At 57.8% G+C, this 21,240-nt stretch carries 16 protein-coding genes; 4 read left to right on the forward strand and 12 right to left on the reverse strand.

Going from position 1 to position 21,240, the window contains the following annotated elements; translation table 11 throughout:
* Positions 1–8 precede the first annotated feature (8 nt).
* Positions 9–1,493: a SulP family inorganic anion transporter gene (locus ACMG4N_RS12385; RefSeq protein WP_414431863.1), complete on the reverse strand. Its 1,485-nt coding sequence runs from the start codon at positions 1,491–1,493 to the stop codon at positions 9–11.
* A gap of 283 nt (positions 1,494–1,776) precedes the next feature.
* On the opposite strand from ACMG4N_RS12385, the gene dusA reads away from it, so the two are divergent.
* From dusA to ACMG4N_RS12400, 3 genes are all read left to right on the forward strand, one after another.
* The gene (gene dusA / locus ACMG4N_RS12390; protein ID WP_414431864.1) at positions 1,777–2,775 is read left to right on the forward strand and encodes a tRNA dihydrouridine(20/20a) synthase DusA; all 999 of its coding nucleotides are present in this window, start codon (positions 1,777–1,779) and stop codon (positions 2,773–2,775) included.
* A 237-nt stretch (positions 2,776–3,012) separates the two neighbouring features.
* Positions 3,013–3,963, forward strand: coding sequence for a transaldolase (locus ACMG4N_RS12395; RefSeq protein ID WP_414431865.1), 951 nt, complete (start codon positions 3,013–3,015; stop codon positions 3,961–3,963).
* Positions 3,960–4,397 carry a TerB family tellurite resistance protein gene (locus ACMG4N_RS12400; protein ID WP_414431866.1) on the forward strand — a complete coding sequence of 146 codons (438 nt, stop codon included), beginning with the start codon at positions 3,960–3,962 and terminating at the stop codon, positions 4,395–4,397. Before ACMG4N_RS12395 ends, ACMG4N_RS12400 begins: the two co-directional genes overlap by 4 nt.
* Positions 4,398–4,549: 152 nt before the next feature.
* On the opposite strand, the gene ACMG4N_RS12405 is transcribed toward ACMG4N_RS12400, so the two are convergent.
* From ACMG4N_RS12405 to ACMG4N_RS12440, 8 genes are all read right to left on the reverse strand, one after another.
* Positions 4,550–5,332 (reverse strand): VacJ family lipoprotein, encoded by a 783-nt coding sequence (locus ACMG4N_RS12405; RefSeq protein ID WP_414431868.1) that lies wholly within the window; start codon positions 5,330–5,332, stop codon positions 4,550–4,552.
* A gap of 91 nt (positions 5,333–5,423) precedes the next feature.
* Positions 5,424–6,074, reverse strand: coding sequence for a DoxX family protein (locus ACMG4N_RS12410; RefSeq protein WP_414431870.1), 651 nt, complete (start codon positions 6,072–6,074; stop codon positions 5,424–5,426).
* A 9-nt stretch (positions 6,075–6,083) separates the two neighbouring features.
* Positions 6,084–6,854 carry a DUF2063 domain-containing protein gene (locus ACMG4N_RS12415; protein ID WP_414431871.1) on the reverse strand — a complete coding sequence of 257 codons (771 nt, stop codon included), beginning with the start codon at positions 6,852–6,854 and terminating at the stop codon, positions 6,084–6,086.
* Entirely contained in the window at positions 6,851–7,708 is an 858-nt protein-coding gene (locus ACMG4N_RS12420; RefSeq protein WP_272998086.1) for a DUF692 domain-containing protein, read from the reverse strand. The genes ACMG4N_RS12415 and ACMG4N_RS12420 overlap by 4 nt, the downstream gene beginning before the upstream one ends.
* 18 nt (positions 7,709–7,726) lie before the next feature.
* The gene (locus ACMG4N_RS12425) at positions 7,727–8,074 is read right to left on the reverse strand and encodes a hypothetical protein (RefSeq protein WP_035244042.1); all 348 of its coding nucleotides are present in this window, start codon (positions 8,072–8,074) and stop codon (positions 7,727–7,729) included.
* Between the two features lie 192 nt (positions 8,075–8,266).
* Positions 8,267–9,397 (reverse strand): beta-ketoacyl-ACP synthase III, encoded by a 1,131-nt coding sequence (locus ACMG4N_RS12430; protein WP_035244038.1) that lies wholly within the window; start codon positions 9,395–9,397, stop codon positions 8,267–8,269.
* A 267-nt stretch (positions 9,398–9,664) separates the two neighbouring features.
* Positions 9,665–13,549, reverse strand: coding sequence for an ATP-dependent RNA helicase HrpA (gene hrpA, locus ACMG4N_RS12435; protein ID WP_414431872.1), 3,885 nt, complete (start codon positions 13,547–13,549; stop codon positions 9,665–9,667).
* Positions 13,550–13,698: 149 nt separating this feature from the next.
* A complete protein-coding gene (locus tag ACMG4N_RS12440; RefSeq protein ID WP_414431873.1) occupies positions 13,699–15,498 on the reverse strand; it encodes a M61 family metallopeptidase in 1,800 nt (599 codons plus the stop codon).
* A gap of 209 nt (positions 15,499–15,707) precedes the next feature.
* On the opposite strand from ACMG4N_RS12440, the gene ACMG4N_RS12445 reads away from it, so the two are divergent.
* Positions 15,708–16,640: an alpha/beta fold hydrolase gene (locus ACMG4N_RS12445; protein WP_414431874.1), complete on the forward strand. Its 933-nt coding sequence runs from the start codon at positions 15,708–15,710 to the stop codon at positions 16,638–16,640.
* A 494-nt stretch (positions 16,641–17,134) separates the two neighbouring features.
* Here ACMG4N_RS12445 and ACMG4N_RS12450 read toward each other — a convergent pair whose 3' ends face one another.
* The 3 genes from ACMG4N_RS12450 to ACMG4N_RS12460 form a co-directional block, all read right to left on the reverse strand.
* Entirely contained in the window at positions 17,135–17,422 is a 288-nt protein-coding gene (locus ACMG4N_RS12450; RefSeq protein WP_035249668.1) for a hypothetical protein, read from the reverse strand.
* A 116-nt stretch (positions 17,423–17,538) separates the two neighbouring features.
* The gene (locus ACMG4N_RS12455) at positions 17,539–19,623 is read right to left on the reverse strand and encodes a transporter substrate-binding domain-containing protein (protein ID WP_414431876.1); all 2,085 of its coding nucleotides are present in this window, start codon (positions 19,621–19,623) and stop codon (positions 17,539–17,541) included.
* 191 nt (positions 19,624–19,814) lie between these two features.
* Positions 19,815–21,236 (reverse strand): thrombospondin type 3 repeat-containing protein, encoded by a 1,422-nt coding sequence (locus ACMG4N_RS12460; protein ID WP_414431877.1) that lies wholly within the window; start codon positions 21,234–21,236, stop codon positions 19,815–19,817.
* Positions 21,237–21,240 lie beyond the last annotated feature (4 nt).

A 21,240-nucleotide genomic window follows, 5' to 3' on the forward strand; every position in this document is an offset into this window, starting at 1 on the left:
GCAGGCTGCTAGTGGCCGCCCATGAGTTTTTCGACCGCCTCGGTCTTGTCGTGCACGGCAAATTTATCCACCAGGGTGGCACTGGCCTCGTTCAGGCCGATCAGCTCCACCTCGGTGCCTTCGCGTCGGAACTTGATGATCACCTTGTCCAGCGCACCAATGGCAGTGATATCCCAGAAATGGGAACGGTGCACATCGATAGTCACTTTATCCAGTGCTTCCTTGAAATCAAAGGAGGCAATGAACTGATCTGCGGAGGTGAAAAATACCTGCCCCAGCACCTCGTAGCGGCGGTGGCTGCTGTTGGTTTCCTCAAGATCCGAGCGCACATAGAAAACACGCCCCACTTTATTGGCATAGAACAGCGCACTGAGCACCACACCGATACCCACCCCGATGGCCAGGTTATGGGTCGCCACGGTAGCCGTCACCGTAGCCAACATCACCACGGTGCTGCTGGCCGGATGCTTGGCCATGTTGGTAATGGACTCCCAACTGAAGGTGCCAATGGACACCATAATCATCACCGCCACCAGCGCGGCCATGGGAATCCGGGACACCCACTCACCCAAGAACACCACCAGCACCAGCAGGAAGCAGCCGGCAAACAGGGTGGAGAGGCGCTTGCGGCCACCGGATTTCACATTGATCACGGACTGACCGATCATGGCACACCCGGCCATGCCACCCAGGAACCCGGAGGCGATATTGGCCACGCCCTGCCCTTTGCATTCGCGATTCTTTTCGCTATCGGTATCGGTCAGATCATCCACGATGGTTGCTGTCATCATGGATTCCAGCAGGCCTACCACGGCGAGGGCCAGAGAGTACGGCAGAATGATCTTCAGGGTTTCCAGGTTGAGCGGGATATCCGGCAACAGGAATACCGGCAGACTGTCCGGCAGATCGCCCTTGTCACCGACGGTGGGCACATCCAGCCCCAGATACATGGCAATACCGGTCATCACAACAATACAGATCAGCGGGGATGGCACGGCAGTGGTCAGCAACGGCAGCAGGTAAATGATCGCCAGGCCGGCGACCACCATGGCATACACATGCCAGGTCACCCCGACCAACTCCGGCAGCTGGGCCATGAAAATCAGGATAGCCAGCGCATTCACAAAGCCGGTGACCACGGAGCGGGAGACAAATCGCATGAGATTGCCAAGCTGCAGAAAGCCGGCAACAATCTGCAATACCCCGGTCAACACCGTCGCCGCCAGCAGATACTGCAGGCCATGATCTTTCACCAGCGTCACCATCACCAGCGCCATGGCCCCGGTTGCCGCCGAAATCATCCCCGGGCGACCGCCCACAAAAGCAATAACAACGGCGATACAGAACGACGCGTACAACCCCACCTTGGGGTCCACACCGGCAATAATGGAAAAGGCAATCGCCTCAGGAATAAGGGCCAGAGCAACAACGGAACCAGCCAGCAAATCACCACGGATATTGCTGAACCATTCCTGCTGAATAGATCGAAGCATGAAGAACAATCCTGTTTTGGGAATACGACAAACAAAGAGGCTGCGCGGGAGCAGCAGAATACGGGATGACATGGCGCAAAGCACCATACGGCAAAGCCGGGGACAGGCAGTCTACTAGGGCGGACTCAGCCGAGGGAGGATCATGACAGTCTCGAGTGATCTGGAAAGGCGCGGAGTCTAGCAGAGCGAACCCGGCTTTGACAGGCGCCACCGCCGTCCCCCCTACGCCCACACGCAACAACATGCGACAATAACGGCCCCTGACACCCGCTTGCCGCCCTGCATGAATGACACTGTGACGACAACAGCCCCGCTACCACAGCCGGATCGACGCCTGTCCGTCGCCCCGATGATGGATTGGACCACCCGCGACTATCGGTTTCTGGCCCGGCTGATTACCCGCCACACCCTGCTCTATACCGAAATGGTGGTAGCCCAGGCGATACTGCGCGGCGATCGTGAGCGGTTTCTGGCGTTCAATGACGAAGAGCATCCGGTCGCTCTACAGCTCGGCGGCGGCGAGCCGCAGGATCTGGCGGAAGCGGCCCGGATTGCCGAGCAATACGGGTACGACGAGATCAATCTCAATGTGGGCTGCCCGTCGGATCGGGTACAGCAGGGCAAGATCGGCGCCATTCTGATGGCCGAGCCGGACCTGGTGGGCCAGTGCGTGGAGGCCATGCAGGCGGCGGTCCGCGTCCCTGTGACGGTAAAAACCCGCATCGGCATTGATGACCAGGATGATTACGACTTTCTCTATCGCTTTGTCACCTGCATGGAACAGGCCGGCTGCACCAGCCTCACCATCCATGCCCGCAAGGCCATCCTTTCCGGACTGTCTCCCAAGGAAAACCGGGAGATTCCGCCGCTGATTTACCAGCGTGCCTACGCCATCAAACAGGCCTTTGCGCATATGGAGATCATTCTCAACGGCGGCGTGAAGTCACTGGATGAGGTGCACGAGCACATGGGTGACGTGGATGGCGTGATGATTGGTCGCGAGGCCTACCAGAACCCCTATTTCCTGGCCGACGCGGATCGCATCGTGTTCGCGGATGACCACCCTGTGCCCACCCGCCGGGATGTGGCCGAACAATTTCTGCCCTATGTGGAACGTCGCTATGCGCTGGGCCATGCCCCCAAGCATTCCCTGCGCCATATCCTCAACCTGTTTCAGGGCGAACCGGGCGCCCGCCGCTTCCGCCGCCACCTGAGCGAAAACATGCACAAGCCGGACACCACGCCGCAAGTGCTCATGGACGCTTTGGCACAACTGCCTTAGCCTGTGGGTATCTATATACGTTGTAGGAGCGGCGCTCGAGCCGCGAATAAAACAGTTTCGAGTTACGAGTAGCGAGTTTCGAAAGGCAAAACCGATGTGGGTTTTCGCAACTCGTAACTCGCTCCTCGTAACTTGGAAAATTCGCCGCTCAAACGCCGCTCCTACGGCACAGAAAGCCCCCTGTCATAGTTGGCCTTTACCCTGTCGCCAGCCATGACACTGAAAGGAACGGATACCGTGAACAAACGCGAACAGCTAGCCCAATGGACCTCCCTGGTAGCCGATACCGGTGATCTGGACATGATCGCCGAACTGGCGCCGGAGGATGCCACCACCAACCCTTCCCTGCTGCTGGCAGCGGCCCGTGACGAGCGTTACCGGCCCATGCTGCAACAGGCAGCGGACCTGTGCCGCGCCCTGGGTCATGGCGGCGAGATGGACTGGCTGACGGACTGCTATGCCTGCCTGGCCGGTCAGGCCATCCTTGAGCGGGTGCCGGGCCTGGTTTCCAGTGAAGTGGACGCGCGCCTGTCTTTCGATACCCGCGCCACCGTGGAAAAAGCGCGTCGGCTGATGGCCATCTACCGGGAACTGGACGTGGACCCGGCACGCATCCTTATCAAGACGGCGGCCACCTGGGAAGGCATCCGCGCGGTGGAAGTGCTGGAAGAAGAAGGCACCCGCTGCAACGTGACCCTGGTCTTCAACCAGACCCAGGGCCTGGCCGCTGCGGAAGCCGGCGCCACGCTGATCTCTCCCTTTGTGGGCCGCATCTTCGATTGGCACCGCAAACAGGGCATGAACATCGCCACCCCGGATGACGATCCGGGCGTGCAGTCGGTTCGCCAGATCTACCGCACCTTCAAGGCCCGCGGCCTGGAGACCATCGTGATGGGCGCCAGCTTCCGCAACGCCGGCCAGATCGAAGCCCTGGCCGGCTGCGACAAGCTCACTATCAGCCCGGCCCTGCTGGGGGAACTGGCCGCCGATACCGGTAGTCTGACTCAAGTACTGGATGCGGAGCTGGTGGCCCCGGAAGACGATTGGCACGCCGTCACCGAGGCCGCCTTCCGCTGGCAACTCAATGATGATGCCATGGCCAGTGACCTGCTTGCCGATGGCATCCGCCGCTTCGCCAACGACCAGGTGGCGCTGGAAACCCTATTGCAGGAGGAAGGTGTAATTTGAATTGGTTGAACCGACTCTTTCGCCCCGACCAGCCCCAACAACAGACCAGCGAGCACGACCTGCACCGGGCGGCGGCCGCCCTGCTGCTGGAAGTGGCTCGCACCGACGGCACCGTGGCCCCGGAAGAATCACAACGCCTGATCAAGGCAGTGGAAAAGCACTGGCATCTGGACCCGCAGGAAATGAATGACATCCTCACGGAACTGGAAAATCGCGTGGACGAAGCCACCGATCTGTTCGAGTTCACCCGGCCGCTGCGCGATCACTGGGGACCGGAACCGAGAGTCACCTTGATCGAGGAAATGTGGGCCATGGCCGCCGCCGACGGCCACGCCGATGTCCACGAAGAACACCTGATCCGCCGAGTCAGCGACCTGCTGTATGTGTCGCATGGGGACTATATTCGGGCGAAACTGAAAGCAGTGAACAGTTAACAGTGAATAGTTAACAGCCGCTCGAGTAGTGTTTGTCTTTATTTTCATGCAATGAGGCCGCGCCCAACTGATGGGCGCGGCCTCATACGTTTAAAACCTGAAACACGCCTGACGCGCGCTGTTCACTGTTAACTATTCACTGTTAACTGCTTTCACCACCCTTCATCCTCATACTCGTCTTCCAGCTCGGAATCCCGCTGTTCTATATCCGGGAAACGCAGAGAAGGCGCATCGCCGGATTCAAAGCGACGGCGCTGCAGGTAGGCATTGCGCAGGAAGGTGTAGCGGTCACCAACAATATTTCGCTCCAGATCCAGCAAATCAGCACGCAAATCCACCACATAGGTGGCGGTCACGCTGTAGCGGGTCAGGTCATGCTCAATGTAATGCCGCAGACGCATGTAATCTTCCGGGATAATGGACGCCGCATCACGCACGGTGGACGGACCCCAGAATGGCAGCACCAGGTAATTGCCTTCCGGAATTCCCCAGCGAGCGAACGTCAGGCCCAGATCGGTGTTGTGCTTGTCCAGGTCGACCTTGCTGGCCACATCAAACAGGCCACCAATGCCAAGGGTACTGTTGACCGTAAAACGGCCAAAGTTATGGCCGGCATGGCTCCACCGCCACTGCAGCACACTGTTCAGGCCGCTACGAAAATCCCGCAGGTTCTCGAAAACACGGGTCACGGTGTCATCGAACCAGCCGGGAGTCGCCTTGCGATAGCCCTTGGCGGCGGGCTTGAGGGCGTACTTGTCGAGGGTTTCGTTGAAGGCAAAGATCTTGCGGTTGATGTCTTCCCAGGGGTCATCATCCTTTGGCTCGCTGCCTTTCGGAGCATCGAAGGGAGACGAGGCATCACCCCAGTCTTCACCTTCCGCGCCAGCGACGGCGCAGGAAACACTCAGCAATACAGTCAGTAGGAAATAACGCACGGTCACCCCGAAAAGTCATAGACGCAGCATTATAGCGACCCTGTCGCCCCCCCGAACAGGGGGGCGAGCAATCTACAATGCTATCGCTCCCTTAAGCCGGCCGGGACAGGCGGCGAGCGAACCAATAATCCAGGCTCAGATATCGGCCAGCCCCGTAAAAGAACAGCACCAGAAGCATGATGAAATAGGTAGCAGCGAATTCGATGCCATTGTTAAGAACGACCAAGTTGCCCTTTTCCGTCAGCCAGGGGTAATTACCATGCTCACGCAGAATCTTCTTGGCTCGTGTCAGCCGCTCACCCACAGCCTCACTGTTCTCCAGGCTGGCCTGAGCCCCGGGAAAGCCCACCTGGGCCAACGGTAATGCCGTGCTGGTAGCAGGGTCAGAGGGTGCGATTGCAAACCAGCCGTGCTGCCAATGCACCGTTGCCATGGCAATAAGCATGGTAAACATAAGCGGCAATGTGATGTACCGGGTCAGTAGCCCCAGTAGTAAAAGCATCCCACCCAACAGCTCTGCAGCAGTAGCCAAAAAAGCCAATAACGCCGGCAAGGGCAAGCCCAACCCCCATTCCTGGTTTCCAAACCAGGCGACCGTGCTGTCGAAACTCACCGCCTTGTTGTATCCGGCACTGATCATTACCGGAGCCAGATACAAGCGCAGCGCCAGAGGCGCCAGAAAATCCAGGGACCGGGTACGGTTCAGCACATCATGAATAGAAACCAAAAACGCATTGCTCATCAGGAATCCTTACAGGCTGCTTAGTGTCGTCCCAATAAGGATGTCTCGCTCACGCATTTGTTGCAGAATTTCCAGGGAAAAGGTCGCCAATTTGCTCACATCCGCAAATTGCATCTCTTTGGCCAGTACCGCGACAACCTCATGCCCCGTGAATCCAGGGTTTTCATCAATGAGCTGTAACAACCGGGCGGTTGGCGCATTAATTTCCATGAAGCGCACCTTGTCATCCCTGCCCCGATAGACCAGCAACCATAATGTTTGCTCTAACGGAGTCTGGGGTTGAAATTCGGCACATATTTCATGGACCGGGTACTGGTAGCTCAACACAACATGGAGGGGGCTTAGCTGGGGAATGGCACGCAACAGGTCGCCCTCGGGATGAAACCCGGTGGCCGGAAAGGTTTCTGTAGACGCATCCAGCACCAGCTCCATCCACTCATAGTGAGCCAGTTCCAGCAGGAAAGGCGGATCGCCCTCCTCCAGGCCCTGACCGGAAGCCAGGAAGGTGACAAATTCCTGGGGGATTTCCAGAAAATAAGGGGTCTGACAGGCATGCTGATCAAAGAAGGTACGAACCAGCCGTTGCCAACGCTGCGCATCCAGAATGGAATACAGCACAGGAAACCCCTGGGTGATAAAACCGTTTACGTTGTTGAAAAAAAGCGTTCGGTAAATATCCAGTCGACGCTCTTCGATATCGCCGGGGGCCGAGTGGTTTTGCGGATTGCGTAGATGTGCCGCAAATCGCCGCTGCAGGGTTTGAAAATCGGCCTGGCTCATCCCAATTTCCGTGTCGTTGACGGCTGCTGATGCTGATAACGGCCAATTTTCTGAAGCTCACTGAACAGCTCTTCATTGCCGGGGAAATTGAAATCCCGCTCCAACAAGGTAGGCAAGGCACCAAACTCACGGTAGGCATGCTCCAGCAATGCCCACACCGGATCAATCACCGCACTGCCGTGGGTATCGACTTTCAGATCTTCCGCCTCATCAAAGTGGCCGGCGATATGCACGTAACAGATACGCTCACCCGGCAACGCACTGATAAAATCGCGGGGGTCATAACCGTGGTTAATGCTGTTCACGTAGGCGTTGTTCACATCCAGCAACAACTCACAGTCTGCCTCTTCCAGTACCGCATTAACGAACTCAATTTCTGACATTTCCGCGCCGGGAGCAGCATAGTAACTCACGTGCTCGATGCCGATGGGCTGCTCAAGAAAATCTTGTACCTGGCGAACCCTGTCTGCCACGTAATGTACTGCCTCTTCCGTAAAAGGAATCGGCATCAAATCGTAGAGGTGGCCGTGATCGCTACAGTAGCTCAAGTGTTCTGTATAACGGCGAATATTGTGTTCCTTCAGGAACCCTTTCACCGATTTCAATAATTCAAAATCCAGAGGCTCAGGCCCGCCGAGGGACAGGCTAAGGCCATGGGTCACAAAGGGGAACTGCTCCGTGAAAGCACGGAACTGCTTGGCCAGACGGCCGCCCATGGGGATCCAGTTTTCGGGTGCCACCTCCATAAAATCAAAGGGCGCACTTTGCGGAGAGTCGAGGGTCGGAGAAAGCGGGCCCATCAGGGCCCGCCGAAGACCCAGGCCCACTCCGGACACTGGTGTCTCAGGTTTCATGCATTAGCTCCTGCCTTATTAGGCACCACCGCCGCATTTGCCTTCACCACACTTGCCTTCGCCTTTCTTGTCATCGCCACATTTGCCCTCGGCGCTTTTCTCGCCGCAGCTACCTTCAGCGCTTTTTTCACCACAGCTACCTTCGCCACTTTTTTCGCCGCAGCTACCTTCTGCTTTCTTGTCACCGCATTTGCCTTCACCACACTTACCTTCAGCATGGGCACCAGCCAATTGGTAACCGGCTTGCAGATCAGCGGCTGCGAACGGGTTTTCTGCAGCCATCGCCACAGGGGCGGAAAGTGCGGAAGCCACAACAGCCGCACCAACAGTCGCAGCGAGGGGGTTCAGTTTGCTCAACTTAGCCATGTTCAGTCTCCATACATCATTATTAAGGTTGTATCCGAAACCGCACAATGCGGCTCAGGCAAACCACGTTGTTTTGCGTAGCGCCTGATTCAGACAATATAGAGATGAAGCCGTGAGGTAAACGTTACAGGCAGCATGAAAAAAGGCCGCAGAATGCGGCCTTCGTGAAGCTGACGTGAAACCGGCGGGCGGTTACTTGATCCGGTTCACAATCACACTACCGATGGAGTAACCGGCGCCAAAGGAACAGATCACCCCCTTGGTATCCACCGGCAGGTCCGCGTTGTACTTGTGGAAAGCAATAATGGAACCGGCGGAGCTGGTATTGGCATAGTCGTCGAGAATGACCGGGGCTTCCTCACGGGTGGCCGGGCGACCCAGTACCCGCTTGGAGATCAGTTCATTCATGCTCAGGTTGGCCTGGTGCAGCCACATTCGGCTCAAGGACTCCACCGCCACACCGGTATCGGACAGATGGGAGGAAATCTGCTCGGCTACCATCGGGCAGACTTCCTTGAATACCCGGCGCCCTTCCTGGCGGAACAACTTGTCGCGAGCGCCAACGCCGCTTTCGTCGGCACGGTTCAGGAACCCGAAATTGTTGCGGATATTGTTGGAAAATTTGGTCTGCAGGCGCGTGCCCAGTACTTCCCACTGGTTGGCGGAGGTAGCGTCTTCCTTACGCTCCAGGATCACGGCGGTAGCCACATCCCCAAAGATGAAGTGGCAGTCGCGATCTTCCCAGGCCAGGTGCCCGGAGCAGATTTCCGGATTCACCATCAGCACCCGACGGGCGCTGCCATTACGAATGGCATCGACACCGGCCTGAATCCCGAACGTGGCGCTGGAACAGGCCACGTTCATGTCATAACCCCAGCCATGATCCATGCCCAGCGCCGCCTGTACTTCCACGGCCATGGCCGGGTACGGGCGCTGCATGTTGGAACAGGCCACCAATACCGCATCCAGGTCGTCGGCGGTCAGATTGGCATTCTCCAAAGCCTGCTTTGCTGCTTTTACGGCAATTTCTGCCTGAATGGAGACGTCATCGTCAGATCGCTCGGCAATGTTCGGTGCCATTTTTTCCGGGTCGAGAATGCCGCTTTTATCGATCACAAAACGCTGTTTGATACCGGACGCCTTTTCGATAAAGGCGCTATCGGAGGGACCCAATGCCTCCACTTCGCCAGCCTCGATGGCCTGGGCATTTTTCTCATTGAAACGCTTCACGTATTCGTTGAAGGATTCCACCAGCTCGTCGTTGGTGATGGTCTGCTCCGGGGTCCACAGACCGGTGCCACTGATTACTACAGAATAGCTCACAAGCGAGTCCTCGCACTCGAGCGAGGCAAAGGGCCCCGCTCCACAAATGGGAATAATGGGTCGATTATCCGGATTCGGGGTGGCCAGCGCAAAGGGGGTGAGTAGATAGCTGTCAGGCTTTCTACAGGGCCACTTTAGGAGCGCCGCTTGAGGCGCGAACCGGGCGTAGCGTTTTGTTATGCCTGATCGTCTCCCTACCCTTCCTCGCACGCGAGGTTCGCGCCTCAAGCGGCGCTCCTACAACGGCTTCGTAGAGAGGATCGCTGATCAGCAGAGTTCCCACTGCTTGTTGAGCCGCTTGGCAGAGACCGGGACCCGGGTGCCTAGCTGCTGTGCAAAAAGGCTCACCCGATATTCCTGCAACATCCAGAAATACTCTTGTAGATGCGCCGGCTGCTGCCACAGGGGCAGACCCGCAGCACGAGTGGCGTATTGCTTGTCACAGGCCTCCAGCTCTGCGGTTAGGGTGCGGTCCTTGCCAATCTGGCCACCTAGTTTGTCCAGACGATGACCGATGGCCTCCAGGTATCGGGGATACTCCATTAACCAGGGCCAGGGCACCTGCAACAGGAAGTCGTCACGGAACAGGTTGCCCAGTTGTTGCTTCAGGTCCCGGTGGGCATGGGCCCAGGCCAGCGGGAAGTTTTTTTCCAGCTTACCCATCAGCTGCCGATAATCGGCGAACAGCTTGCCGAAGGCGGTCAATTGCTGGCCTGCCCAGGGCACGAAATCCCCACGGTGGGCATCCAGACGGGCCCGGAAGGCGGCCTCATCGCGTACCGGCTCGTCCAGCCGGAAATGCTCTGCCAGCAGACGCAGTACCGCATGATCCAGTGCCTGGCGGGCCATGGCGCCCTTCTCGCCCTTGAGCTTCTGGAAACCGGGCATCTGCGAGGCCTGTTTGCGCAGGTCCCGCAGCTGGACACTGAGCTTGAAGCCCAGCAGTCGCGCCGTGCCCCACCGATGGCTCCAGCGCGCGTCATCGGCATCATCCCGGTAGCGCAGCACCACCGCATCACCATCACCTTCCAGCGCCGGATAGCGGCGAACCACCATGCCCCCCAGATCCTGTTCCCTGGTTTCCGGCAAGGTGCCGAACAGCCATTCCTGGCCGCGCAGGGCCGGCTCCTCCGCCGCGGGTTCCGGCAGGTTACGGGTAACGCCATCCAGCTTGTCACGGACTTCGTCCAGGTGGCGTCCCTGGGCCAACACCTTGCGTTTGCCATCCACCCGGTCCACCACCTGGATGAACATGCGCAGATGATCTGGCAGCGTGGCATCCTGCCACTCTTCCCGCTCGATACGTACACCGGTCATGCGTTGCAGCTCCCGGGTCATGGCAGACAACAACGGCTCCTGCGGATTCAGGGTTTCCAGCAGCGCACTGACGAAATCCGGCACCGGTACAAAGTGACGCCGACGGGCCTTGGGCAACGCCCGGATCAGGGCTTCCAGTTTTTCCCGCAGCAGCCCGGGCACCAGCCAGTCCAGGCGGGTATCCGGCACCTGATTGAGGACCGCCACGGGGACAATCAGGGTGACGCCGTCGCGCTCGCCGGTGGGGTCAAAGCTGTACTCCAGGGGCAGGCTGATGCCATCCAGGCGCAGCTGATCCGGGAACTGGTCGTTGCCCAGATCCGGGCTTCGCGAGAGCAGGAAATCCCGCGCCATCAACAACGCATCCTTCTGCGCCTGAGTGGCCTTTTTGTTATACCAGCTCATCAGCCCGGCCAGGCTGGTCACATCCTGCGGCAACCGCTCATCGTAGAAGGCCACCCGGACCTCCTCATCCACCAGGATATCGCGCCGGCGCAGCTTGTGTTCCATCTCCTCCAGCGCCTCGAACTGCTCCCGGTTGGCCTTCACAAAGGGCGGTTCGCGGTGCAACTCCCCCATCACCAGTCCTTCCCGAATCATCAGCTCGCGGGCTTCCTGGGGATGGATGGGGGCATAGTTGACGCGCCGACCAGTGGCCAGGATCAGGCCGAACAGGTTGACCTGCTCCTTGGCGATGGCACAGCCCCGTTTCTTCGACCAGTGCGGCTCGAAATATTGGCGTTTGACCAGATGAGCGGCGGCGGCCTCCACCCATTCCGGCTCGACACGCGCTACGGTACGGGCAAACAGTCGGCTGGTTTCCACCTGCTCCGCCGCCATCAGCCAGCGGGCCTTGGTTTTCGACAGCGACGAGCCGGGCCAGATCAGGGGCTTGCGATTACGTGTGGACAGCCACTCACCCTCGTCCGTGCGCTGCATCACGTTGGCCAGCAGGCCGGGCAACAGGGCCTGATGCAAGGGCCCATAGGCACCCTCTGCGAGCCCCTGCTCATTCATAGTCGGCGCATTCAGCGCCCAGCCCTGCTCCTTGCACAGCAACAATAACTGGCGGTGGGTATCGCGCCATTCACGCATGCGGGTGGGCGACAGAAAGGTTTTCTTCAGCAGCTTCTCGTACTGGTTGCGGCTGAGTGCTTCGCGCTGGCTGTCCGCCCACTGCCACAGCTTCACGAAAAACAGGAAATCCGAGTCCTTGTCGGTGAACGGCTGGTGCGCCTGGTCCGCTTGCTGTTGCTTGTCGTGGGGCCGCTCACGGGGATCCTGGGCGGCCAGGGCCGAGACAATGATCAGCGCCTCTCGCAGCACCTTCTGCTGTGCAGCGGCTACCAGTATACGCCCTAGGGTAGGATCCAGCGGGAAGCGGGCCAGTTGTCGACCCAGGGGGGTCAGGGTTTGTTTCGGCGTCAACGCGCCCAACTCGTCCAGCAGCCGGTAACCGTCACGGATCAGTCGACCGTCCGGCGGTTCGATAAAGGGAAAGTCTTCCACACGCCCCAGGCGCAGATCCGCCATTTGCAGAATCACTGCCGCCAGATTGGTTCGCTGAATTTCCGGATCCGTAAACGCGGGCCGATTCAGGAAGTCGTCTTCGTCGTACAGACGAAAACAGATACCGGGCATGATGCGCCCGCTGCGCCCGGCCCGCTGGTTGGCGCTGGCCTGACTGACCGGCTCCACCGGCAGGCGCTGCACCTTGGAGTGCACACTGTAGCGGCTGATCCGGGCGGTACCGGCATCAATCACATAGCGGATGCCCGGCACGGTGAGTGAGGTTTCCGCCACATTGGTGCTGAGCACCACCCGCCTGCCCCGGTGAGAAGCAAAGATACGGTGCTGCTCGGCCTGACTCAGCCGCGCATAGAGAGGCAGGATTTCCGTGTCTCTCAGCTCGCACCGCTTCAGGTGATGATGCACATCGCGAATGTCCCGCTCGCCGGCCAAAAATACCAGTACATCCCGGGCCACGGGCAGGCCATCACGGCGCTCCTCGCGCTGAATCTCCTGCAGCACCTCTTCGATCTGTCGGGACAGTTCCTGACCTTCAGCAGGCGGTCGATAACGCATTTCCACCGGGAAAGTCCGCCCGGATACTTCCAGCACTGGCGCATCACCGAAGTGATTGGCAAAGCGTTCATGGTCGATGGTGGCCGAGGTAATAATGAGCTTGAGATCGGGGCGCTTCGACAACAGCTGCTTGAGATAGCCGAGCAGAAAATCGATATTCAGGCTGCGCTCGTGGGCCTCATCGATGATCAGGGTGTCGTAGTGGTTGAGAAAGCGATCCCGCTGGATCTCATTGAGCAGCATGCCATCGGTAAGTACCTTGATCAGGCTGGTCTCGCTGACTTGCTCGGAAAAGCGCACCTTGAAGCCCACGGTGCTGCCGAGAGGACTGTTCAGCTCTTCCGCTACCCGGCTTGCCACCGCTCGTGCCGCCAGGCGCCGTGGCTGGGTGTGACCGATGGTGCCCTCGATGCCCCGCCCCAGCTCCAGGCAGATCTTGGGTAGCTGGGTGGTCTTGCCAGAGCCGGTTTCCCCGGCAATCACCACCACCTGATGGTCGCGGATGGCAGTCTTGATCTCCTCGCGACTGGCAACTACCGGCAGGTCCGGCCAGTTTAGAACGGGCTGAGACGCCTGGCGTTTTTCCCGATTGGCAATGGAATCGGCAATAGCCGTGGATATCTTCTCCAGCGCCTTGTCATTGCGCTTGTCGGCAGGCAAGCGTGACAGACCATCAATCCGCTTTTTCAAACGAAAATGGTCCGCTCTGCGAACGTTATCAAGCTGGCTGTAAAGTGCTTTCAAAGACATGAAAAATTCAATCAACCATAAAACGTCGTAGGAGCGGCGCTCTCTGCGCCCTGCGGGTATGAGCAGCGAATCTCCTTCGCAAGCAGGTTCGCGGCTCAAGCGCCGCTCCTACGGCCTGTTTTCTGTCGTTATTCATTCTCAACTATTAACTATTCATTGCCTTCCCAGTGCAGCCAGGCTTTACCCTTCTCGGTTAACCCGCCCTTGGCGATGGTCAAATACGCCGTGCTGGGCTCGCTGGGCGCCACTTTCACCTTGAACTTCATCAGTTCGTCGCGGCGGAAAGCATGCACTTCCACGATTTCGCCGGGCAAAAAGTTGGCCATCAGGTTGTCGATATTGCTCTGGGTGGCCTGCAGGCCATCCACGGCGATAATCACATCGCCGGCGGACAGGCCTCCCGCCATGGCCGGGCCCTGCTCGAATGCCACGGCAATCTTGGCGCCCATCGAATCGCCGACCACCCGCACACCCAGATTGGCAATACCCTCCTTGCCCGGTTTCCCCCCGTTGTCGCCGTGACCGGCGGCACTGCGCCAGTTGAGCTCCACGCCCCGTTCGGCCAGCAGCTCTGCCAGGGGCAGATCCTCGGTGCTATAAAGCGCCCGCTCGAAAAAGTCGCTCATGTCGCAACCGGCCACTTCCTCGGCCAGGGGCTGTATGCCCTGCTCCGGCACGCCTTCGCCGGTCTGCCCGTAACGGGCCCAGAGCAAACGCATGAGATCGTCCAGGGACTTTTCCTCACCGGTCAGGTTGCGCAGGGTCAGATCCAGCGCCAGCGCCACCAGGGAACCCTTGGTGTAATAGCTGACGATGGCATTGGGGGCGTTTTCATCCTGCTTGTAGAAACGGGTCCAGGCGTCAAAACTGGATTCGGTGACGGTTTGCTTGTGACGGCCCTGGCCGCGATACACCCGGCTCAGGGTCTGCCCGAGCAACTCCAGATAGCTCTGCGGCGCAATCAGCCCGGTGCGAGTCAACGACAGGTCATCGTAGTAGCTGGTGATGCCCTCGAAGGCCCACAATAATTCCGTGTGCACTTCCTGAGACAGGTCGAACGGCGTAAACGCCGCCGGCTTAATCCGCTTGATATTCCAGGTATGGAAATATTCGTGGCTGCACAGGCCCAGATAATTGCGATAGCCATCGCGCACCTTGCCCGGCTCGTCGGTACGTTTGGGCAGGTCATCGCGGGCACACATGAGGCTGGTGGAATTGCGATGTTCCAGGCCACCATAACCATTGCCGGTGACCAGGGTCATGAACAGATAGCGGTCCATGGGCGCCGGTTCGCCGAACATGCGGATATGGTGCTCGCAGATGGGTTTCAGGTCCCGGCACAGCCGCGCCATATCGGTCCTGTGACGACCGGCCATCACCACCCAATGCGGTACGCCGCAGGCTTCAAACTGGGCATACTCGAACGGGCCCATTTCCACCGGATGGTCGATCAGGGCGTCGTAGTTGTCTGCCCGGAAGCGGCCAAATGCCAGCTCCGAACCACTCAGCCGCGGCAGCCCGGTGGCCAGGTGCCAGCCCAGATAGGCGGGGCCTTCCGGTGCTTCGATGTCCACTTCACAGGGCTGATCCTCGTGCCCCATGGGCGCCAGGAAGACACAAGTGCCATTGAAATAGCCGTGGGTGGTATCCAGATGGGCACCACGTACGGACAGGTCCCAGGCGTAAACGTGATAATGCAGCTGCACCGGACCGTCGCAGGGCGGTACTTGCCAGGTTTGCTTGTCGATTTTCGCGACTGGCAGAGTCTCACCCTGGCAACTGGCTTCCAGATACACCAGATGGCGGGCAAAATCACGGATCATATAGCTGCCGGGAATCCAGGCCGGCAGGGTAAACGCCTGCCCTTCCGGGGTCGGGTTCGCCACGGTGAGCGTCACTTCAAAAAGATGAGCTTCAGGGCGCAGTGGGCGAATCCGGTATTCAATCATGGTCTCTCCTGGAAATCGGGCAGCGTACAACAGCGTCCGGCATGGTAGTTGCTGCATCACCCTGTTGCCATAGCTGTTATTATGCCATGGTCCGGAACAGGCTCAGGAAGCCTGGCCGGCAGGCTGCCGGCTGAGCATTTATCCTCGCCAGGGACGCCTTAATAACACAGGCACCAACCTGTCCACTGACCGCGCCGCCGGAGAATGTTATGAGCAAGCAGATGCGCTACCTGAACACGGGCGACGGCCATTCCACCGCTATCCACCACTGGCCTACCCAGGCAGCAACGTCCAAAGGCATTCTGGTCTGGCTGCACGGCATGGCGGAGCATGGTGCCCGTTATGAGCCCCTTGCGAAAGCACTGAACGAACAGGGCTGGCATCTGTATTGTCCGGATCATCGCGGCCATGGCCTGAGTGTTAGCGAGGCCTGCCCGAAAGGGCATTTCGGCGACGACAACGGCTGGGATTGTCTGGTTGAGGATGCCCTGGCAGTGATCGCCATGGCCCGTGAAACCCACCCGGGTCTGCCCTGCGTGCTTGGCGGCCACAGCATGGGCTCTTTTATTGCCCTCGCAGCAGCCCAACGCAGCGGTGAGAATCTGTCGGGGCTGGTGCTATGCGCCAGCGATTACCACCCGGCAGCCTACTACACCCTGATGGGCCTGCCGGTGAAACTGACCCGTCGCCGTAATGGCAAGCGCGGGGTCAGTCCGCTGATTCGCAGAATGACCTTCGGGGCCTGGGCCAAACGAGTGCCGGACCCGAGCACCGAGTTCGACTGGCTGAGCAATGATCGCGATCAGGTACAGCGCTATCTGGACGACGACCTGTGTGGCTTCGATTGCACCACGGAGTCATGGTGTCAGTTGATTGAGGGCTTGCGCCAGATCCACAGCATCGTCCAGCTCGCCGAGCTGCCCGACCAACTTCCGGTCCTGCTGCTTGGTGGCGAGCAAGATCCCATGAGCGACATGGGCAAGGGCATGATGGCTCTGGAGCAGGTGTTGCATACCATGGAGCAGCCATTGACCGCCCACTTCTGGCCCGAAGGGCGCCATGAAATTCTCAACGATCATTGCCGGGACCAGGTACTGGATGCGATGAGCCAATGGCTTGAGCCTCTGGCACTGAAGGGATGAAAGCCGGCCAAGCTCCTCCTCCATCAGAGTGATTCCCTGATGCATCTGCCCTGCTGACAAGGCTCCAACGATGGGTTTTGCGGCTGTCGGCAAAATATCGGATAACAAACGTAACGCCTATGATTTCCGTTTTCTTCGGTTATTGCTGCGCTGCAAGGGATCGGCCCAACACTCCTCAGTGTGAACATTTAGTGCACTGAACAGACCGACTGCAACCGTCAGTTCGATGCGCGGGATCTGAAGTGCTCTCGGTTTCTACCATCAAGCGATCACTCTCAACACCTCCTGGATTCGCGACTCTAGACAACGTTTCCCTAAAAGGCTGAGTCAAATCCATGCCTGTAATACCTGCAGAGCAAAAAGAGCGAAATCATTCAGCTCCGCCCTAGAGTGAGGTCGAGATATCTGCCCATATCGAAGCGACCCCATAAAAAAAGCGCGCCAACAAGGTTGGCGCGCTTTTTCCAATCAGACGTAACGAGTGTTACTGGGAATTATTTCAAAAGGTTGTTTTTGATGTCCTTAAGGCCTTCCAAGGTGCTATCCCAGGTTTTTTCCACACTGGCTTTTACATCTTCCCAGCGCGCGTTGCTATCATTACGGACTTCATCCAGCCGCGCCGCCAGTTCCTGACGTTTTTCTTTCAGTTCCAGCTTACGGCTTTCCCACTTGTGGCGAACATCTTCACTGGCTTGGTCCGCCTTGACTTGCAACTGGTCGAATTCATTATCCAGCTCGTTCAGCTTACCTTTAATCTTTTCGATGAAAGCATTGCGATCCATCACAATCTCCTTTCAATGAATGGGTACCCTTTATCATGGGGCTGCCAAGACACTTTTCCATGGCGACTTTGTAAAATATCAATTTACAGAGTTTTCAGCATGGGCTGCACAAACGGTTAGCCCTCTTCTTCCTCCAGCGCCGACACATAGCCCAGATAACGGTTCTTGATCTGCCGGACATATTTCACCGGCTCGGCCCCGCGCACATAGCCGTAGCGAGCCTGACGGGCGTACTCCGGCCGGGAAAGTAACAGCATGGCCTCTTCCACGTTGCCGAACCATTTATCCGGATCCTTGCCCAGACGTTCCGCCAAGCGGCGTGCGTCTTCCACATGGCCGTGCCCGGCGTTGTAGGCAGCCAGAGTAAAATAGAGTTTTTCCGCCAGGTCCAGACGTGCCGGGAAACGCTGTTCCAGCCAGTCCATATAGGCCACACCTGCCGCCACTCCGTTCTCTGGTCGAGTCAGGTTGCTATACCCGAGTTGGCGCCCGGTACGCGGCATTACTTGTAACAAGCCCTGCGCCCCGGCAAACGAGCGCGCCTTGGGATTGAACCGGCTTTCCTGGTACATCTGCGAGGTAATCAGACGCCAATCCAGCCCATATTTAAGGGCCTCGCTTTTTACCAACTCGTCGTAGGGAGAAATGGCTTTCCCCGAGCCAACGCGATAGGCCTCGTGGGTATTGATGGTTTTTTTCTCGCGGAAGTAGCGGTTATAGGTGATGTTGTAGTTCAGACCCCGGTAATGGCGGGCGATGTAGCTATTAAGCTGCTCTTCCAGTGCCTGCTGTTCAGGGCGCAGCCCCCAGCCAATCTGCTTGGCGGGTTCGAATTCAAACAACACCGCAATATCTTCCCGGTAGGTGGACTCCATGGCGGCCAGGTGACTATCGGCCATGGTCAGATCATATTCGCCATTGGCGACAGCATTAATCAGCATCTCGGTGCTGGCGCCCGGCACCTCCTGAACGATGAAGGGAAAATCACTCTCTCGAAGCGTCTGTAGGGTGTCGTAATAGGCGGTTTCAGGGTTGACGGCTACGGTACGACCGGCCAACTGGCCGATGTTTTCCAGCGGCACTTGATCGGAACGGCCGATCAATTGCTCGTTTACTTCCAAATAACGATCGCTGAACATCCAGCCTTGTTTCTGGCGATCCTCGGTAATAGTCATGGAGGCCGCAATGACATCTCCCTCCCCGGCCTGCAGCGCTGCAAACATGGCTGAAGGGCTGTCTCGGACAACGACACTCACTCTCAGCCGATGCTTCTTGGCAAAATCGTTGATCAAGTCGTAATCAAACCCCATCAACTCACCACGCCACATGAAATAACTGGCGGGATTGTTGGAGGTAATGACTCGTAGAACGCCCTGCTCCTTGATCGCCGACCAGTCACGCTTTTCTTGTTCTTTGACAGAAGATATAACCCGCTCACTGGTTATGTACTGGTTGATGCGATCCAGCAGCTCGGTACTGTCCTGCCTCACTGCCCAGGCGATGCGCCGTTTACGGTTCACCACCGGGCCGATAGCTGCCTCGCCATCAGGGCTGATAAGGACATCCAACATGTTGCTGTCGATAATAGTGGCAGCCAATTCCCCGGATTCCACTCCCTCAACCAGTTCTTCGTCGGAAAGGTTGGCATCCAGAATGTCCACCGAAATGTTGTCATGCCGGCGCGCCAGTTTTTCTGCGGTTTCCTGGTAAGAGGTCCCTTCCGGGACCGAGATAGTCAGGTTTTTCAGCTTGGTCAGAGTCAGGTCTGCCTTCTCTGCAGGCACAACCAGCTTCTCCTGCACTGCATTTACCGGGGTTGAGAATGCCAGGGTTTTCTGTCGGTCTTTGGTCACCGAATAGTTCGTCACGATAACGTCGGCAGCACCCGCATTGATGAGTGCACCCAGCTCCGCAAAACTTTCCGCGTAGACCCAGCGGGGCTGCAGCCCCAGGTGCCTGACAAACGCCTCGGCCTGGGCCTGATATTCTCTGGCAGGAACCCCCTCCCGGGGCAGGCCGGAGGGCTCATCGAAACGGGGAGCCAACAGACGGATATACCCTCGCTCCTGCAAGGCAGGCAAATCGCCGGTTTCTTCATAGTTGTTGAAGGTGCTGACGACTTCGCCGACTCCTGGCTCCTTGTCGCAACCCGCCAACAGGGAAACCAACAGACACACTGTAAGAAAAATACGGCTTCGCATGATGCCCCCTTACTACACTGATTATCATTCTTGAGGCCAAAAAGGGCCTTATAGACAGAGTAACGATTCAGGGCGAATCAGGCGATTATTTTGTCGATAGTAATACCGCTGTCACGTGAAGGGGCTAGCAGCAGAAAATCTCATACAAAAAAAGGGGCCCGAAGGCCCCTTTCAGTCACTCCCATGCGAAATCAGGGAGTTCCTACGCAGACGTCATGTACACGGAAGGACTTGTTCACGTTTACCAAGCCAGCGTAATCAAGCTGGATTGAATCAAACGCCTGGCTGGACGCAGGTGCGGCAACGAAACGCTGATCGGAGTTCGCCCCCAAACCTAGCAGGTCCAAATCCAACAGACCGCCACCGACGGTTGCACTGTCCACTTCTACCCCATCGTTGAAGAAGCGGATGGTGATGAAGTTGCCCAGCAGTTCCAGGTTAACCAGTTGAGACGACGGGTCGCTGATCACGAAGCCCACTTCACTGTCAGCGATGTCCATTGAAGTATCGTTAGCGACTGCAGCCACAAATCCGCCGCCGTACACCAGTGCTGCACCGATGTTGATTTGCGCAAAGGTAGCGTTACTAGCATCCAGCGCATTGGCTTCGTCATCTACGGAGCAACCCAAGCAAACACCCAGAACACCACTGTCTGCCGTGTAATCAGTATTTCCAAGCTGCTGGTAGGTGTTGGTGGCGGCGCAATTGAAACCATCGTCATCACACACATCACCTTTACCGTCGCCATCCGCATCAGCCTGATCAAAATTCGGAATCATCGGGCAGTTATCCGTCACATCGGGAATGCTATCGCCGTCGGTATCGGTGGGATCACCGCCGCCGCCATCGCAGACGTCGCCAACACCATTGCCATCGGAATCAGCCTGATCCGCATTGGCAGTAAACGGGCAGTTATCGGTGTCATTCGGGATGCCATCGCCATCACGGTCGTCATCACACACATCACCGATGGCGTCCAGATCCTGATCCGCCTGATCCGTATTCGGCGTGTTCAGGCAGTTATCATTCGGGTCCAGAATGGTGTCACCGTCGCGGTCATCTTCGCACGCATCACCGATGCCATCAGTGTCTGTATCCACCTGATCATTGTTCGGGGTGTATACACAGTTGTCGTTGTTGTTATCGATGCCATCGCCATCAGCATCATCATCACAAACATCACCGATACCATCATTGTCAACGTCACTCTGCTCAGGGTTGAAGATGGTCGGACAGTTATCAACGCCGTCATCGATGCCGTCGTTGTCTTGATCGTTATTCATGTCACAGGCATCACCGATACCGTCGCCATCGGTGTCTTCCTGATTCGGATTGGCAACTAGCGGACAGTTATCGGTAGGGTTGTCTTCACCATCCCCATCACGGTCGTCATCGCAGACATCTCCAATGCCGTCACCATCCTGGTCTTCCTGCATGGCGTTAGCGTTAGCGGGACAGTTGTCAACGTCATCCGGAACGCCATCATTGTCCTGATCATTGTCACGCGAGACAGGGTTGTTATTACCAACGCTGCTTCCATCGCCTTCGGCTTCACAGCCTGCCAGCCCCATTCCCAACAAAGCGGTCAGGAGCATGGCAAACAAGATTCTCATTTGC

The organism is Alcanivorax sp. IL2, assembly GCF_047495475.1.
Lineage (GTDB): Bacteria > Pseudomonadota > Gammaproteobacteria > Pseudomonadales > Alcanivoracaceae > Alcanivorax.

Excerpts from the sequence above, each read along its gene's own strand:
- ACMG4N_RS12385 (WP_414431863.1), bottom strand. The coding sequence starts at position 1,493 with ATGCTTCGATCTATTCAGCAGGAATGGTTCAGCAATATCCGTGGTGAT.
- dusA (WP_414431864.1), top strand. The coding sequence starts at position 1,777 with ATGAATGACACTGTGACGACAACAGCCCCGCTACCACAGCCGGATCGA.
- ACMG4N_RS12410 (WP_414431870.1), bottom strand. The coding sequence starts at position 6,074 with ATGAGCAATGCGTTTTTGGTTTCTATTCATGATGTGCTGAACCGTACC.
- ACMG4N_RS12415 (WP_414431871.1), bottom strand. The coding sequence starts at position 6,854 with ATGAGCCAGGCCGATTTTCAAACCCTGCAGCGGCGATTTGCGGCACAT.
- ACMG4N_RS12420 (WP_272998086.1), bottom strand. The coding sequence starts at position 7,708 with ATGAAACCTGAGACACCAGTGTCCGGAGTGGGCCTGGGTCTTCGGCGG.
- ACMG4N_RS12425 (WP_035244042.1), bottom strand. The coding sequence starts at position 8,074 with ATGGCTAAGTTGAGCAAACTGAACCCCCTCGCTGCGACTGTTGGTGCG.
- hrpA (WP_414431872.1), bottom strand. The coding sequence starts at position 13,549 with ATGTCTTTGAAAGCACTTTACAGCCAGCTTGATAACGTTCGCAGAGCG.
- ACMG4N_RS12440 (WP_414431873.1), bottom strand. The coding sequence starts at position 15,498 with ATGATTGAATACCGGATTCGCCCACTGCGCCCTGAAGCTCATCTTTTT.
- ACMG4N_RS12445 (WP_414431874.1), top strand. The coding sequence starts at position 15,708 with ATGAGCAAGCAGATGCGCTACCTGAACACGGGCGACGGCCATTCCACC.
- ACMG4N_RS12450 (WP_035249668.1), bottom strand. The coding sequence starts at position 17,422 with ATGGATCGCAATGCTTTCATCGAAAAGATTAAAGGTAAGCTGAACGAG.
- ACMG4N_RS12455 (WP_414431876.1), bottom strand. The coding sequence starts at position 19,623 with ATGCGAAGCCGTATTTTTCTTACAGTGTGTCTGTTGGTTTCCCTGTTG.
- ACMG4N_RS12460 (WP_414431877.1), bottom strand. The coding sequence starts at position 21,236 with ATGAGAATCTTGTTTGCCATGCTCCTGACCGCTTTGTTGGGAATGGGG.